Here is a 16,032-nt window from a genome sequence, read left to right on the forward strand (position 1 = left end):
CGTCCTTTTTTGTATGCCCAAGAATCAATTATTTGTAGTGATAATTATGCGAAGAAGTTTGTAGAACGCTGGCGATCCTACAAGCCGAATATACTTTAGAACAGAATATATTTATACGAAATTGAAGAATATATGAATATCTGATAAAATAACATCCAATTCACTTGCATTGCTTTATTGGAACCTCACATAGGAGGTGTTCGGAATGAAAGCTGCGTCATCTGTTTCTGTTCTTCGGAAGTCTCGTGTTGTCATCATCGGAGTTGTGCTGCTTGCACTTGTTGTTGCTGCAGTGTGGTTTGTGCCGCTGAGCTTCGCAAACACGTTCCGCACCAATACGGCAACGACAATGGAAGCGGTGGATGTAGTGCGCGACCAGATCGTGCAGCAGCGCCAGGTGGCACGTGATGCGAGCGCGGGCGCAGCCGAAGCCACAGCAGCTCCCGGCACCACGCCGTACGCCGTCTATGATTCAGCGGGTGATCAGCTTGCTGACGACTTCGCGCTTGGGTTCGCCATTCCGATATATGTTTATGAAAACGACGCGCTGTGGCAAAGCGATCTGTCGCTCTATCCGCTGTACAATCATGGCGAAGTTGTTGGGCTGTTTGCCTTCGCCCCTGGTCAGAGCTTCCAATACAATTTCACGACGGACATCAATGAGGGTACGACGGGTGCTTTGCATCTGGATCCGCCGCCTGCGCTCATGCCGGTTACTGACGACGTTATGCTTGAGCTGCTGCAACAACACGGCGGATGTGCCTTTGTGGCTGTGTCGGGTAGGGAAGTGAATAGCCAGGATGAGAGCTGTCCCACGCAAAAAGCGCCAGTATACGGGGATGGCTGGATGGTGAGTGCAGATGGTGCGGCTCACTTTGGCGAAGTCTTGCTGGCGTATGGCTTTGGCGGTCTACCAACTGCAGGAGACACATCGTCTGATCTGGGTGAGAAGCTGGTCGGTATGGTCGATGAACTGCAGTTTTCGGATAACGTCTCGCGCATTCCATTTAATGTCTGATAGTGCTGTAGTGTTTAAATTGGTAGAGAAAGGAGAATAGCGGGATAGGCAGGATGAGATATTTACCACTTTAGGAGGAAATATGAGATCTTCGAAAATATCAATAATGAGTTTCGCGACACTATGCTTTGCACTTATTCTTGGAGTTGGCCAGGCTTATGCAGTAGATGCTATGGATGCAGAAAAGGAAGAAGCACTATCTAATTCTGCAACATTATTGAGGCTTGTTGAAACCGATCAAGATTATCAGGATCTCTACAACATGCCTAAGGTGGACTTCGATAACTTGCAATTGGGTGACTCATTCTGCGTCTTTACAACTAACGAAAACGTTCTAAATGACACAGGTATACGCGTTTGGCCTGTCATGTTTGATAGTACTGTTGTTGGTGCTACAACGTCTGTTCTTTGTGGCGATGGCTCAAGATGCTATAGTTACTCAACTGAATATGCAGCAATTCTCAACAAAGCAATTGCTGATCCTGATAGTTGGCATTTTGCTACAGTTGATGAACAAGAAATAGCATGTTCTTTCGGCAGTATTGTGGTGCTAGATTCTTCACAAGAGAGCAAGAATCCTAGTGAAGATTTATTAAGCATGCTTCCAGACAACAAAAGTCGGCAGAGTGCTTTATTGGGAGACTATGCCAATAAAGATGTTTCTTCAATTTGTGTTGAAGAATTAGATACGACGCCAGCTAGAGCAGCGGCAACTATGTCTAAAACACTGGCATTGCCGAAATTTTATCAGGGTACAAAGCCTCAATGCATGGCAAATGCCATCAACTCAATAGGCAAATACCTAACGGGTATTAGTTATAACATTGACTGGCTGGATTCTCATTACACAATAATTCACAATTTCCCACAAGCTGTGAAGGCGTTTGCAGCATATAACTATCCATCTTCCAGTACAACAATTCATTCAACCCTAAGATCGGGTGCTATTCCAAACAGCGATATTAAACGATGGATAGATAACGGGATACCAATATTGGCTAGGTTTGCCGCCTATGATGGCAGTGCTGGTCATGCTGTGGCGGTTCGTGGCTATGGAGCTAGCGGCAGCACGTTCGCTATTTCAGTAATGGATCCCGCCAAAGGCGACATGGTATCAATAGTCTGTACATCGACAGGTGTGCTAGCTTATCAGCGTAACGGTACTGTGTATGCTTGGCAAAATGGCCATACTATAGTTCTGGATCAATGGCAGCAGCCTTATGGCCAATCAAGGGGATACATAGAGTGGGCCTATTATGATTTGCTTGGTGCTCGCGCAACTGGCTGGAAAAGCTTAGGAGGAAACTGGTACCGTTTTAGCAATAGCGGAATAATGTTAACTGGTTGGCAAAAAATTGGCTATTATTGGTACTATATGAACTCAAGTGGCGTAATGCAAACTGGTTGGCAGAAAATTAACGGGTATTGGTATTATTTGAACTCAGAAGGAGAGATGCAAACAGGTTGGTATAAAGAGAACGGGAGTTGGTACTATCTTCGTCCTGCAACCAACACACCTGGAACAGGGCCAGAAGGGTCAATGTTGCACAGCGGAACTTGGACCATTAATGGTAAAGCTTACAGATTTGATAGTAGCGGAGTTTGCTTAAACCCGTAAACTTAATTAGCCTGTATCTCCGATAATAAAGGCCGGGAGAGAAATCTTCCGGCCTTTATTTTTGAGGAAACTTTTTGATGTTATGCCCTCGCTTTTTATTGGAGCCTGCATGCATTTTGCCCGACTGTGGGTGGCGAACAAGTCAGGTTTGATACAATGACAAAACCGATTCAATATCGAAAGGAATTGTGATCATGAACATTGTTCTTTTGGGCGCACCGGGCGCCGGTAAGGGCACTCAGGCAGCAAAGCTGGTTGAAGAGTTTAAGACGCCGCATATTTCAACGGGCGACATGCTTCGTGCAGCAGTCAAAGCTGGCACGCCTCTGGGTGTCAAGGCAAAGTCCTACATGGACGCCGGAGATCTGGTACCTGACGACGTTATTATTGGTTTGGTAACCGAGCGTCTGCAGGAGCCCGATACCGAGGCTGGTTTTATCCTGGACGGTTTCCCGCGCACTTCTGCACAAGCAGTTGCTCTGGACGCAGAGCTCAACAAGCTGGAGCGCCCGCTGGATGCTGCTTTGCTCATTGACGTTGATCCTGAGGTCATCGTGAACCGCTTGACGTCTCGCCGTATGTGCCGTGAGTGCGGCTACATCGGTTCTGTTGCTGACGGTCCAGTATGCCCGAAGTGCGGCGGAGAGATGTATCAGCGCGATGACGACAATGAGGCTACTGTTCGCAACCGTTTAGACGTTTATGAGAAGTCAACGGCACCGCTCATTGACTACTATCGTGGCTGTGATCTGCTGGTCAGCATTGATGGCGATCGTGATCCAAACGTGGTCTACGCTGACGTGAAAGAGGCGCTTGATCTGTAAGTCGCTTCGCACTGCTGAATGGCGAACTAAACAAACCCTTGCAAAGTGACCCTGCGCTGCGGGGTCACTTTTTTGGTGTCGGGGATGAGCTGCGGGGGAGTTGCTCAGCCTGAGCTGCGCTATAATGATTAGCACTATGCCTACCGTTAGACAAAACATCTCATACGCCTATCAGGACTTTATGTTTGCGCATCGCGGATGTGTTCGCCATTTGCTGCGCAGCTTTATTGTCATTTTGGTTATCGCGTTGGCGCTTGAAACGTTTGTCTTTAACTATAGCTATTTTGCAACCGCGGGATATCAGCCGATTTCGCTCAATGACAAGCTGGAACTGCTGCAAGACGAAGACGGCGCGTATCTGTTGACCGAGGTGGATCACACGTTGGAGTTTTCGCAGCTCAACACTGAGGTGCATGATCTCTGGCTCAATTTCACCTTCGCCCAACCAGCCCAAGACCTCACCATTAAAATCAACTTTACCGATGAGGCGCACCAGACCTATTTCGACACCACTGAATACACGCGTGGCATACCAAATGTGCAGGTGTCCACGTGGTCGGGGCAGAGCAAATACATCAACCTCAACGCCACAGGCATCGTGAGTAATCTGCGCATTGAAATTGTGGGCGACGATGTTCGCTATCCCATTTTGCTGGACGACATTTGCCTCAACATGCCCCATCCCTTTAACTTCAACATGAAGCGGTTTGGCTTTACCCTCGGGGTGTTGCTGCTGGGCTTTGCCTTCAGGCCACGCTCGGCAATTTATCGGCTCTCTATCGTCAACGATGCGCGTAAGTCGAAGGCTGCCATCATTTTTGTCGTGGTTATTGAGGTGTGGCTCATGAGCTCGTTTTTGCTTATGGGCACCAACTATGTTGGCGTGGCAACTAAGGATTACAACCCCGGTGGCTGGGATGGCGTGAGTGTCATCAACGTGTTTGAGGTGGGTGGCGACAACGCTCAGCAATACGCGGAGTTGGCGAAATCCATGGCGGAGGGCCACCTCTATCTCAACGAAGAGCCACCGTCGTGGCTTGAGGAGATGGAAGACCCTTATGACAAGGGCGCGCGCGATGAGGCGCAAAAGGCTACGGGGGAGAAGTATCTTTTCGACGTTGCCTATTATGACGGGCACTACTATGTGTACTTCGGCGTGGTGCCGGTGCTGTTGTTCTACTTGCCTTTCTACCTACTGACGGGGGCGAATTTCCCCACCGCCATTGGCGTGCTTATTGCGGTTATAGCGTTTGTGCTGGGTCTTACCGCACTCCTTGACCGATTTGCGCGCTATCACTTCAAGCAGGTGTCGCTGGGATTGTATCTGCTGCTTCAGATACCGCTTGTGCTGGGGTGCGGGGTGCTCTATCTGTTGAAGTTCCCGACGTTTTATTCGCTTCCCATTGCGCTTGGCCTGGCATTTTCTGTATGGGGCTTGTATCTGTGGACGTGTGGGCGAACCTCTGAGCACCCGTGTGGATTCTACCTGGGCGGCTCGCTATGTATGGCGGCGGTGTTAGGGTGCCGGCCGCAGTTGCTCGTGCTCTCGTTTGTGGCATTTCCGCTCTTTTGGCGACCCTATATCACCGAACGCAGGCTCTTTACGCCAGCGGGTATTCGCGAATTCATGTGTCTCATTGCGCCCTATCTGGTGGTGGGGCTTGGCATTATGTATTACAATGCGGCGCGCTTTGGCTCTCCCTTTGACTTTGGGGCGAACTATAACCTCACTGTGAACGATATGACGAAACGCGGTTGGGAAGTGGGGCGTTTGGCGCCGGCATTCTTCTCGTACTTCTTGCAGCCGCCCAGCGTGAGCGGGGTCTTTCCGTTCTTGCAGGCGGGCCCCTTCGACACGACCTATATGGGACAGACCGTTAAAGAGCCCACCTTTGGCGGTATCTTGGCGTGCTTGCCGATTCTCTGGGTCTTGCCGTTTGCGCGCCGCATTTTGAATTTGCGTATCCACCAGCGTTCAACCAAGACAATTGCGGGTGTGATTGTGGTCTTGCTCTTTGGTGGAGCGGTGGTGGCGCTGGCGGATGCGGAAATGGCGGGCATTTTGCAGCGCTACTACGCGGATTTTAGCTTCATGTTCTTGGCGTCGGCGGCGCTGTTGATTTTCATTGTGAATGAAAATTTGGAGGTTGGCTCTACTTTTAGAGACGTTTGTATGAAAGTGCTTCTGGTGCTGGTAATATTGACCGTGCTGTATAGCGTGCTCTTGTGCTTTGTGCCTGAAGTGAACTGGTACTCCGATGTATATGACTGGGCGTATCGCGACATCATTGAGACGGTGCAGTTCTGGACATAAGGGCGAATATATAACGAAAGGGAAGCTCATGAACGTAACGATTACTGATTCCTACGATGCAATGAGCCGTGCGGCAGCTGATGTGATTGCTGCAACGGTAACCGAAAACCCGCATTGCAACCTTGGTCTTGCAACGGGATCAACGCCAATTGGTCTGTATGCTGATCTGGTGCGCGACTATGACGATGGAATTATTAGCTTCGCTGACGTGACGACGTTTAACTTGGACGAGTATCGGGGTCTTGATCCTGATCACGACCAGAGCTATCGCTACTTCATGAACAAAAATCTCTTTGATCTGGTTAACATTGACCCGGCTGCAACGCATGTACCCGATGGCGCCAACCCGGATGCTGACGCTGCGTGCGAGGCTTACGAGCAGGCTATTGCTGCGGCTGGTGGCGTGGACTTGCAGCTGTTGGGTCTGGGTCATAACGGCCACATTGGCTTTAATGAGCCGTGCGATCATTTTCCGGTTGACACCCACGTGGTTAAGCTGACCGAGAGCACCATTAACGCCAACAGCCGCCTGTTTGACTCGGCTGAAGATGTACCGCGTGAGGCGTATACGATGGGCATTGGCACCATCATGCGTGCGAAGAAGATTTTGGTGGTTGCAAGTGGTGCTGATAAGGCGCAGATTGTGCATGACGCCTTCTTTGGTCCGGTGACCCCGGAGGTGCCTGCATCAGTGCTGCAGCTGCATCCTGATGTGACGGTGATTGTGGATGCTGAGGCAGGAGCGCTCTGCAAGTAGTGCGCTTGCGGCCCCGTGCTTTGCGTGCCGGCCTGCTGTGCGCTCTGTGCTTCGCGTGGCCGGCCTACTGCGCGCCCTGTGCTTCGCAAAAACGTTGTGTAAACGAATCATAAAGAGACGGCTTTTGGGCTGTCTCTTTTTCTATAATGGGAGTGTTTGCAACTCAGTATGCGCACGCGTGGTGTGCATTGATGGAAGGTGAAACCATGACCCACTCCGCACAGAATCCCGCCGCTGTTGGTTCAATTTGCGGCGGCGACATGTTTAATGGCACCGATTTTGTCACCTGTGATGTCTTTATGGCAGATGGCCGTATTGTTGAGAGCGCTTCTCAAAGTGAGGGTCAGCGCATTGACGCCACGGGATGCTATGTCATCCCTGGTTTGGTTGACATCCATTTTCATGGTAGCGTTGGCGCTGACATTTCTGACGGTGATCTTGAGGGATTGCATCGCATGGGCGCCTACGAGGCATCGCGCGGTATTACTGCCATGTGCCCAGCTACCATGACGCTTTCAGAAGAGCAGCTGAGTGCTGCCGCCACCGCAGCTGCCGAATATGTTCCAACCGATGTTGAGGCTGATTTGGTGGGCATTAATATGGAAGGCCCGTTTATTTCGCCCTCGAAGGTTGGTGCGCAGAACCCCGAGTTCGTTCGCAATCCTGAAGTTGAAGAGTTTAATCGCCTTCAGAAGCTTTCAGGTGGCTTATTTAAGCTTGTGGACATTGCACCTGAAGAACCTGGCGCAGATGCCTTTATAGACGCCTTAAAAGACGATGTGCGCATTTCTTTGGCGCACTCATGCGCTGATTACGATACGGCGTCTCACGCGTTTGCGCATGGTGTGAAGCATCTGACGCATCTGTATAACGCGATGGACCCGATGCACCATCGCAAGCCCGGTCCTATTCCTGCGGCGGCGGAGCGTGAGGATGTAACTGCTGAGATCATTGCGGATGGCGTGCATATTCATCCGTCTATGGTTCGTCTGGCATTCAACATGTTTGGTGATGATCGCATGATCTTGGTGAGCGACACGTTGCGCGCAGCTGGCTTGGAAGATGGCGTGTATGACTTGGGTGGCCAAGACGTTACGGTCAAAGGTCCGGTGGCAACGATTGAAAATGGTGCGCTGGCGGGTTCGGTAAGTGATTTGATGCGCTGCCTCTATGTGGCTGTGCATGATATGGACATCCCGCTCGAGAGTGCGGTTAAGGCGGCGTCGAAAAACCCCGCGCGCGCTATTGGGGTGGGCGATGAGTTCGGCTCGCTGGAGCCAGGGCACGTGGCTGATGTGGTGCTACTGGACAAAGAGACGCTTGAGGTTCGCGGCGTCGTCTTGCGCGGCAACTTGCTGTAAGGAAAGCGCTGTGGCGCCCAGCTTTGCTTTGAGGGTGTACCCTCTTGGGGCTGCGTTTGCCGAGACTGCGTTTGCCGGGACTGCGTTTGGTGACAAATATGACCGATTTGTATGCTCGGATGACGTTAGACCGCAGGTTGCTCAAGATGCGACCTGCGGTTTTATGTGCGTGGTGCTTGCGTGAGGGCTCTTCGAGCATACAAATCGCCTTGTTTTGGTCGGAAATGGCCGCCAGAGGGGTGCTCCTCCTGATATGCCAGTTGGCGACACCTGCGGGTAGCGGCTCGCAATGTGCGTGTGCTTGCAACAAAAAGGCTCGATACCCAAAAGGTATCGAGCCTTGTGTTTTGTGCTCACATTTGGTCACGCTGCGGCGCCTCCATACGGCCGCTGGCAGCTGACCTTGCGGTGGCTAGAACCCTTACAGCTCAGGCAAGCTTGCGGCTGCTACCGATTGACCCACGCGACGCATCTTTTCGTCGGGCAGCTTAACGGTGATTTGTGCGGCAAGCTCCGGATATTCTTCGGCAAGGACGCGGTTGCACTCGCTAATGAGCAAGTCGCCGCCATCACCAGAGGCAACACGACCAAGCACCATGAGCGTCTTGATCTCGTAGAACGAGCTGTACAGCACAAGCGTGTGTGCCAGATATACGCCGATAGAGCGATAGATATCCAAAGCGCCTGCATCGCCATTGTTGGCCAGCTCTTGGACGACCTTGAGCTTCTCAGCAGGGGAGAGCTCAGGATCAAGCTCGATGTTTGCGCGAGGAGCCAGCTTGATAACGGCGTCCTGGCTGAAGTACTTGCAGCCAACGCCGAAGTCGGTTGACCACTCGTCTTGCATGGCCTCAGGAGACAGGTCAACGGGGGCAAATGCAAGCTCGTTAATCCAGCCAAGGACGTTGCCTTCGTCGTTTACATAACCGACTGCCTCAGAGGTGCCCATAGCGATACCTAAGATGTCGCCAGAGCCCGTAGACATAAAGCCAGCAAGTGCGGTTACGTCACCGTCGTTTGCTACAACCAGCGGCACGTCGCCAATCTCTTTGCCGGCGCGGTCATAAATGCTCTTGACCTCTTCGCGACGCTCACGCGGTACCTTGATGAACAGTGATGCCACCATCGGGCTGTTGCCAACAAACGTACCCGCAGATGAAACGCCAATGGCGTCCACGCGCGGCATCTTGGAGGCAGCCGTCTTGAATGCGGTCACGATCTCGTTGAAGTGATACTCCGGATCCTCGGTGATCTTCGGGAACCAAACAACCTCTTCGGAATAGACTGATTCGCCATCAATAACGGCTGACACCTTACGGTCTGAACCGCCAGCATCAAAGCCAATGCGGCAGCCTTCCATGTGGCCACCAATTTGCTTGGCTGACTCGTGCGCCTCGGGGAAGTCGGCTTCGCTGACCGCAATGATCTCCAGCGGCTTTTCGTATACGTCGCCGACGAACTGGTAGTCAAACCAGCGGTCTCCCTCAGGTGAGTAGGTGTGCGCCAGCTGCTCAGCAATGTCGTCGCAGCCACAGACATAGACCTTAAAGCCGCCGATGCTCCACAGTGAGAACTTGATGAGGCGCTCAACATAGCGAAGATTTGCCTCAGCAAACTCCGGACCGCGAATGGCGCTTTTGCGCACCGAGATTAGTCCGTCTTCGCGCTCAACCGCAACTGCGATGGGTCGGTCAGCGCCTTTGAGATATTCTTTCATCCACACGCCAAAGGGGATGAATTCATGATCAAGAACCGGCACATTTTTGATGTCGTATTCAATACCCAAGTAATTCATGGTTTACCTTTCTTCCTGCATTCGTTGGGTTTGTTGCTTGAGTTGTACTTAAAAAGGCGAAGGAGCGGTTTGCTCATCACCTAAAATCTCGGTAATTATCTGCTCGGTCATGCAGAGCGCGCGCGGCACGTGGAAGGGACCTTTGAACGTGGAGCCCTTCGTCGGCGGCATGGTGGGCTGACCGTCGCGACGCAAGTAGCCGTACCATTCGCCATAGATCGGATCGGCGAAGTACTTTTTGCAGTAATCAAGCGTTTTAAAAAGCCAGGTGGCGAAGTATTCATCCCCGGTATCACGCAGCGCCTTTGATGAGGCAATCATGATCTCGTTGTGCGGCCACCACAGTTTCATATCGTGCTCGTAGGCCTCAGGCGGCAAACCCTTCGCGTCAATAAAGTACAACAGTCCGCCGTACTCTTTGTCCCAGCCAGCCTCAATGGCCAGCTTGAAGATCTCTTCAGCCTGCGCGTGAAGCTCAGCGTCTCCGCGATAGTTAGCCTCGTCCATCAAAAACCAGCTGCACTCAATGTCGTGTCCGGGGTTCACCACGCGTCCTGCGGTGTACCACAGCTCAGGTTCGCCATCCAGATTAACGCTTTCTAGTGTGCATCCCAGCTCGGGGCGGAAATGCTCGCCCACAATACGCTGCGTGCATTCGCGCGCGTGGCGGTCATACTCATCGGTATGCTCAGGGTCAACGCGGCGCATGATGCCGATGATGTTCAAGAAAATCATCGGATCTCCCAGCGCACGACCTGCACGTGTGGAGGGGATGGTTTTTGGGCCAAATCCGGTCGGATCCTCAATGAGGCCGTTGTTAAGGTCGTAAATGAGCTGGTAGGCGCGGCGCGCACGCTTGAGATGCTCAACTTCGCCCGTTACACCATAGTATTCTGCGTTGGCAATGCAATAAAAGCCTTCTGAGAAGTTATAGCGGCGCTGGCGAAGGGGCTGTCCATCAGCGGTTACGGTAAAGTAGAGGCGATCTCCCGCTTCATGATTGATGCAGTGATCCTCCAAAAAGTCCAAGCAGCTTTTTGCTGCGTCAAGCCATTCCTGGCGCGGGCCATACAGATGGCACAGGTATGAAAACGTCCAGCCGCAGCGACCTTGCATCCACACGCTTTTATCGGTGGAATAAATGTTGCCTTCGCGATCCAAGCAGGTATAGACGCCGCCATACTCAGGATCCATGCCATGCTCAAGCCAAAATGCAACGCACGTTTTGAGTTGATCTTGAATCCAGGCGCGCTCAGCTATGAGGCGCTCTTTGGTTTCCGGGGTCACGGGTGCCTCCTCTTACTTCTCCAGCATGCCTTCAGCAACTAAGATCTCAACAATGTGGTCAACGTCTTCGCCCGTCAGCGGAGCCACAGGCTCGCGCATCTGGTTGGTGTTGAAGACGCCCATTTGCCACAGCGCTGTCTTGAATGCGCCAACGCCTGCACCAAAGCCAACGGTTGCCTTAACGTGGCGGGTTACCCACATGAGACGTGCCAGGTGATCCTGCAGCTCTTTAACGCGCTCCCAGTCACCAGCTTGCGCTGCACGCCATTGCTCTACATAGCTGTAGGGGTCAATGTTGGCAAGGCCGGGGACTGAGCCGTCGGCGCCTGCCAGGTATGCGCCGTCAACGCAGACTTCGTGTCCGGTGAGCAGTTGCAAGGGGTGTCCGACTGCCTCGTTTTCAAGGATGAGCCAGCGGAATGAAACATCGTCGCCTGAGGAGTCTTTCACGCCTTGGATAACACCGTCTTCGCCCAAACGAACAAGCATGGACGGATCAAGCTTGGTGTGCACGCACACGGGCAGATCGTAGGCGAACAGCGGCAAATCGGTATGCTCGCGAATAGCGCGGAAGTGACGCTCGGTTTCTTTGGGGCCTCCCAGCGCGTAGAACGGAGCGGTGGCAACCAGCGCGTCTACGCCGAACCCGGCAGCCCGTTTGGCTTGGTCAACCACGCGCATAGTCTCCATGTCAATGATGCCTGCCATAACCGGCACGCGACCATTAACAATAGAAACAGCTTCTTGTAGTACGTGAAAACGCTGAGCGTCGGTGAGAAAAGCAACTTCGCCACTTGAACCCAAGAAGAACAAGCCATCAACACCTGCATCAATCATGCGGTTAACTGATCGGTCAAGCGCTTCTAAGTCCAATTGACGCTTCTCGTTCAGCGGAATAATAACGGGAGGAATTACGCCGCGAAATGGCGACTCTGACATAGTGCATCCCCTTTCGAAGGATCGTAATAATGCGCGCTTCATCAGAGGTGGTTTGAAGCGCTCAGCGCAATTATACGCTTGGTGTATATATTACGAAATGAGCCGCAACAACTACAGAAAACGCCCCGAATCGTGACTGTTTCGGGGCGTTTTGAAATAAAGCTGTCAACTAATTGTTGACTGTAGTTGAGCTTGCTGAAACTTACTTCCCAAGGTCGGGGTGAAGCAGCGAAGGTGCAGCTCCTAAAAGCAGGCGCGTGTAGTCATCCTTGGGATGCTCGAAGACCTCTTTTGCGGTTCCGCGCTCAACTGCCTGACCACCATTCATGACGATGATCTCGTCAGAAATATAGCGAACCGTCTGAATGTCATGGCTGATAAATACCATGGACAGGCCCAATTCGTGCTTGAGGTCCATCAACAGGTTGAGGATCTGGGCGCGAACAGAAACGTCCAAAGCACTGGTGGGTTCGTCGGCAATGATGGCGTCAGGGGACAGAGCCAGTGCACGAGCAATTGCAACACGCTGGCGCTGACCACCAGACATCTGACCCGGCAAAGCCTCCAAAACGGAGTTGGGTAGACCAACCATTTCAATGAGCTCTTTGACGCGCTGCTCGCGCGATGCCTTGTCACCGACGTTGTGTACAACCAGCGGGTCAATCAGCTGATCATGTACGGTCATGCGCGCGTTCAGAGCGGTAGCCGGATCCTGGAACACAACCGAAATGACGCGGCCGATGAGGCGGCGCTGAGCAGCGGAGCGCTTGGTGACGTCTTCGCCCTTGAAGAATACCTTGCCTGAGGTAGGTTGCTGCAAACCGCACATGACGTTTGCCGTCGTTGATTTGCCGCAGCCTGATTCACCCACGATACCCAAGGTTTCACCTGGCATGAGCTTCAGCGTGAGGTTCTTGACCGCCTGCACTTTGTTGGGATGCAAAATTGAACCCGTACGCGTCTTGAAGGTAACGCTGATGTCGTCCAAGAAAATAATGGGCGTCTGTGTGTCTTTTATTTCACTCATAGCAGCGGACCTCCTGGAACATAGGGCTCGATGCCAAGTCGTTTAAGCTCGGGATCAGGCAATTCAGCATAGTAGTGGTCAGTGTTGGGGGCACGCTTGATAACCGGACGCTCTTCCGACACCTTGTCGGGATGAGATGAGCGAGGTGTGAAGCGATCTCCCTTGGGGAAGTCTTTCGGTGACGGCACTGAACCAGGAACCTGGTGCAGACGGTCTCCGCCAGCTTCGATTGAAAGAACCGAACCCAACAGACCGCGGGTGTACTCGTGGATGGGAGAGCACAAAATGTCGTTGACCGGACCTTGCTCAACAACCTGACCAGCGTACATAACGGTAATTGAGTTTGCAACCTCTGCAACCAGTGCCAAGTCATGACTTACAAATACCATGGCAAAGCCCAGCTCTTCTTGCAGTTTATTCAACAGGTCAATTACCTGCTTTTGTACGGTTACGTCCAAAGCGGTGGTGGGCTCGTCAGCAATGATAACTTTCGGGTCACGAGTCAGTGCCATAGCAATCAAAACGCGCTGGCGCTGGCCACCAGAAAGCTCATGGGGATACGAGTCTAAAGTACGCTTCGGGTCAAGGCCTACCAAGCGGAGCAAGTCCTCTGCAGAACGCGTGCCACCGCGCTTGGTGAGCTGCTTCATCTGTGACTTGATGAGCATAGACGGGTTCAGAGACGAGAGCGCGTCTTGGTAGATCATGGCAATGTCACGACCGCGCAGTTCATTCATTTGCTTTTCTGAGAGATCCAACAAGTTGATGCCGTTGTATAGAATCTCGCCAGAAATTTGGGCTTTCTTGTCAAGCAGACCCATGATTGCAAGTGACGTGATTGATTTGCCGCAGCCAGATTCGCCAACCAGACCCATTGTCTGATGTGGGCGAACAACAAAGCTGACGTGGTCAACAACGTCCACATCGCCATGACGCGGGAAGCGGATGCAGAGATCTTTGACTTCCAAAATAGGCGGCACTTCAGTATGCGCTTTGTAGCGGTCGGTACGAGTTTGTTCGACCTCTTTAAGTCGCGCGAGACGCTTTTCAAGCATTTCTGCCTGAGCTTTGTAAGCAAGTGTTGGATCTGCAACAAGGCGATCAGCTTCACGATCAGAGTTGAGGTCAGCATCCGATGCCTTGATAGGAGCTTTGGGTGCTGCAGCCATGGCGTCGGTCATACCCTCAGACAAGATGTTGAGGCACAAAACCGTAATCATGATTGCAAGGCCAGGGAAGAGCGCTTGCCACCACTGGCCTGCCAAAACGCCAGCACGTGCGTCAGCAAGAATGTTGCCCCAGGTTGGAGTAGGCTCAGGGATACCTGCGTTGATGAAGGAAAGTGAAGCTTCGAAAACGATAGCATCAGCAACCAAGACGATGGTAAATACCATAACTGGTGCAATGCAGTTACGAATGACGTGCTTAACCAAAATCCAGGGAGCACGAGCGCCACTTACCACAACAGCACGAACATAATCTTGCCCATATTCGCTTACGACATTAGCTCTCACGATACGCGTGATCTGCGGTATATACAAAAAGCCTATAGCGAAAATAAGCGATGGCAGATTGTTGCCGAATACGGTAACAAATACGCAAGCAAGTGCGATGCCTGGGAATGACATGATGACGTCCATGCAACGCATGATGACTTCAGAGACACCCTTGCGAGCAACTGCTGCAATAGAGCCAAAGATTGCGCCGAAGAACAGGGCAAAAGCAGTAGCGCAAATACCAATTGTCAGCGAGTATCGCGAGCCATAAATCATGCGCGATAAAACGCCGCGACCCTTATCGTCGGTGCCGAACAAAAACTCTGCATCAGGTGCTTGACGAGCCATAAAGATCTCATAGGGGTCATGAGGCGCGATTAGCGGGGCAAATACCGCTGCAAGAACAAGCAAAACAAGTACCACAAGTGAAATGCGTGAACCAGTGCTCATTGCCTTCCAACGACGGAAGCGAACTTTACCTGGGTTTGCCTCCATTTTAGAGGTGAGGCCTTCTCGAAGTTTAACCATTGAGCCTACACCGTCCTAATTCGAGGGTTGATAAGGATATAGAGCATATCAACGATGATGTTGATAACAATGAAGGCAACAGCAACGGTAACCGTTACGCCTTGCACCAAGGTGGGGTAGTTGTTTTGTACGCCTTGCAAAATGGTCATGCCCATGCCTGGCAGGTTGAAGATAACCTCAATAACAACGGCGCCACCAATAAGATAGCCAATACGCAGACCTAAAACGGTAACAGGCGTAATGAGTGCGTTGCGCAAAACGTTGCGAGCAATGACAACGCGGCGCGGAATGCCGGCACCGATTGCGGTACGAACGTAGTCTTTATCAAGCTCTTCAACCATTGCAGTACGAATGACGCGCGTAAGGGTGCCCGCTACCGGAATGCCAAGGGCGAATGCGGGCATGGCCATGCGCGCCAAATAACCGCCTGGGTTGGTGAAGAAGTTTGGCAAGTCTCCTGATGCGGGAAGAACGTGAAGCGTTGACGAGAATAGCAAGATCAGCAATACCGCAAGCCAGAAAGACGGCGTTGCAATGCAGAGGATTGAAAACACGCGAATAATCTGATCAGGCCAACGATCTCGGTAGACAGCTGAAATGATACCCAAAATGACAGCGAGTACCACTGCGATAATCAAGCCAATAAAGGTGAGTTGCAACGTGATGGGCAAAGCTTCGCTCACACGATCTAGAACTGAGTTTTGGGCTGCACCATATGTGCCGAGATCGCCCTGTACGAGGCCGACCAAAAAGTTTCCATATTGTACAATCCAAGGTTGGTTCAAACCATGTTGTTCTCGGTAGGCCTCTAAGGCTTCCGGGGAGGCGCTTTCTCCAAGTGCCGAATAAGCTGGATCAATCGGAGAAAACGACATGATGAAGAACACAAGAAGGGTGACGCCGAAGATCATGATGGGCAAAGCAATAAGGCGATTGCCAATCAGACGCAAGAGGTTGTTCACCGTGTTCCCCCTTTCCTACTTAGCGGGTGGGGTAGGGTGCCCCGCGATTGACATGCCGATCTACTTCTTGCCAATTGTTGCCAAGAAGTAGACTCTTGCATTATAT

Annotated in this window: 12 protein-coding genes; 6 read left to right on the top strand and 6 right to left on the bottom strand. The window is 52.0% G+C overall.

Annotated features, from left to right (window positions below):
- The first annotated feature begins 205 nt into the window (after positions 1 to 205).
- The 6 genes from NFR28_RS07585 to nagA all read left to right on the top strand — a co-directional run bounded on the left by NFR28_RS07585 (position 206) and on the right by nagA (position 7,892).
- The gene (locus NFR28_RS07585) at positions 206 to 1,018 is read left to right on the top strand and encodes a hypothetical protein (RefSeq protein WP_251179213.1); all 813 of its coding nucleotides are present in this window, start codon (positions 206 to 208) and stop codon (positions 1,016 to 1,018) included.
- A gap of 82 nt (positions 1,019 to 1,100) precedes the next feature.
- Positions 1,101 to 2,636 (top strand): hypothetical protein, encoded by a 1,536-nt coding sequence (locus tag NFR28_RS07590; RefSeq protein ID WP_251179214.1) that lies wholly within the window; start codon positions 1,101 to 1,103, stop codon positions 2,634 to 2,636.
- 194 nt (positions 2,637 to 2,830) lie between these two features.
- Positions 2,831 to 3,460 carry an adenylate kinase gene (locus tag NFR28_RS07595; protein WP_120360623.1) on the top strand — a complete coding sequence of 210 codons (630 nt, stop codon included), beginning with the start codon at positions 2,831 to 2,833 and terminating at the stop codon, positions 3,458 to 3,460.
- A gap of 136 nt (positions 3,461 to 3,596) precedes the next feature.
- On the top strand, positions 3,597 to 5,774 hold the full coding sequence (locus NFR28_RS07600) for a cytochrome C oxidase Cbb3 (RefSeq protein ID WP_251179215.1): 2,178 nt from the start codon (positions 3,597 to 3,599) through the stop codon (positions 5,772 to 5,774).
- Positions 5,775 to 5,802: 28 nt separating this feature from the next.
- Complete coding sequence (gene nagB / locus NFR28_RS07605) at positions 5,803 to 6,531, top strand: glucosamine-6-phosphate deaminase (protein ID WP_251179216.1); 729 nt, start codon at positions 5,803 to 5,805, stop codon at positions 6,529 to 6,531.
- 206 nt (positions 6,532 to 6,737) lie between these two features.
- Positions 6,738 to 7,892: an N-acetylglucosamine-6-phosphate deacetylase gene (gene nagA / locus NFR28_RS07610; RefSeq protein ID WP_251179217.1), complete on the top strand. Its 1,155-nt coding sequence runs from the start codon at positions 6,738 to 6,740 to the stop codon at positions 7,890 to 7,892.
- Between the two features lie 421 nt (positions 7,893 to 8,313).
- On the opposite strand, the gene NFR28_RS07615 is transcribed toward nagA, so the two are convergent.
- From NFR28_RS07615 to NFR28_RS07640, 6 genes are all read right to left on the bottom strand, one after another.
- Positions 8,314 to 9,687, bottom strand: a complete 1,374-nt coding sequence (locus tag NFR28_RS07615; RefSeq protein WP_251179218.1) for an ROK family protein — start codon at positions 9,685 to 9,687, stop codon at positions 8,314 to 8,316.
- Positions 9,688 to 9,735: 48 nt separating this feature from the next.
- Positions 9,736 to 10,974 carry an AGE family epimerase/isomerase gene (locus NFR28_RS07620; protein ID WP_251179219.1) on the bottom strand — a complete coding sequence of 413 codons (1,239 nt, stop codon included), beginning with the start codon at positions 10,972 to 10,974 and terminating at the stop codon, positions 9,736 to 9,738.
- A 12-nt stretch (positions 10,975 to 10,986) separates the two neighbouring features.
- Complete coding sequence (locus NFR28_RS07625) at positions 10,987 to 11,913, bottom strand: dihydrodipicolinate synthase family protein (RefSeq protein WP_251179220.1); 927 nt, start codon at positions 11,911 to 11,913, stop codon at positions 10,987 to 10,989.
- Between the two features lie 202 nt (positions 11,914 to 12,115).
- On the bottom strand, positions 12,116 to 12,940 hold the full coding sequence (locus NFR28_RS07630; RefSeq protein WP_251179221.1) for an ABC transporter ATP-binding protein: 825 nt from the start codon (positions 12,938 to 12,940) through the stop codon (positions 12,116 to 12,118).
- On the bottom strand, positions 12,937 to 14,964 hold the full coding sequence (locus tag NFR28_RS07635; RefSeq protein ID WP_251179222.1) for a dipeptide/oligopeptide/nickel ABC transporter permease/ATP-binding protein: 2,028 nt from the start codon (positions 14,962 to 14,964) through the stop codon (positions 12,937 to 12,939). The genes NFR28_RS07630 and NFR28_RS07635 overlap by 4 nt, the downstream gene beginning before the upstream one ends.
- Before the next feature lie 5 nt (positions 14,965 to 14,969).
- A complete protein-coding gene (locus NFR28_RS07640; RefSeq protein ID WP_120360614.1) occupies positions 14,970 to 15,926 on the bottom strand; it encodes an ABC transporter permease in 957 nt (318 codons plus the stop codon).
- Positions 15,927 to 16,032: the final 106 nt, after the last annotated feature.

This window comes from Adlercreutzia agrestimuris (assembly GCF_943193125.1).
Classification (GTDB): Bacteria; Actinomycetota; Coriobacteriia; order Coriobacteriales; family Eggerthellaceae; genus Xiamenia; species Xiamenia agrestimuris.

Coding starts and splice junctions, on each gene's coding strand:
- NFR28_RS07625 (WP_251179220.1), bottom strand. CDS start 11,913: ATGTCAGAGTCGCCATTTCGCGGCGTAATTCCTCCCGTTATTATTCCG.
- NFR28_RS07585 (WP_251179213.1), top strand. CDS start 206: ATGAAAGCTGCGTCATCTGTTTCTGTTCTTCGGAAGTCTCGTGTTGTC.
- NFR28_RS07590 (WP_251179214.1), top strand. CDS start 1,101: ATGAGATCTTCGAAAATATCAATAATGAGTTTCGCGACACTATGCTTT.
- NFR28_RS07635 (WP_251179222.1), bottom strand. CDS start 14,964: ATGGTTAAACTTCGAGAAGGCCTCACCTCTAAAATGGAGGCAAACCCA.
- NFR28_RS07615 (WP_251179218.1), bottom strand. CDS start 9,687: ATGAATTACTTGGGTATTGAATACGACATCAAAAATGTGCCGGTTCTT.
- NFR28_RS07600 (WP_251179215.1), top strand. CDS start 3,597: ATGCCTACCGTTAGACAAAACATCTCATACGCCTATCAGGACTTTATG.
- NFR28_RS07595 (WP_120360623.1), top strand. CDS start 2,831: ATGAACATTGTTCTTTTGGGCGCACCGGGCGCCGGTAAGGGCACTCAG.
- nagA (WP_251179217.1), top strand. CDS start 6,738: ATGACCCACTCCGCACAGAATCCCGCCGCTGTTGGTTCAATTTGCGGC.
- NFR28_RS07630 (WP_251179221.1), bottom strand. CDS start 12,940: ATGAGTGAAATAAAAGACACACAGACGCCCATTATTTTCTTGGACGAC.
- nagB (WP_251179216.1), top strand. CDS start 5,803: ATGAACGTAACGATTACTGATTCCTACGATGCAATGAGCCGTGCGGCA.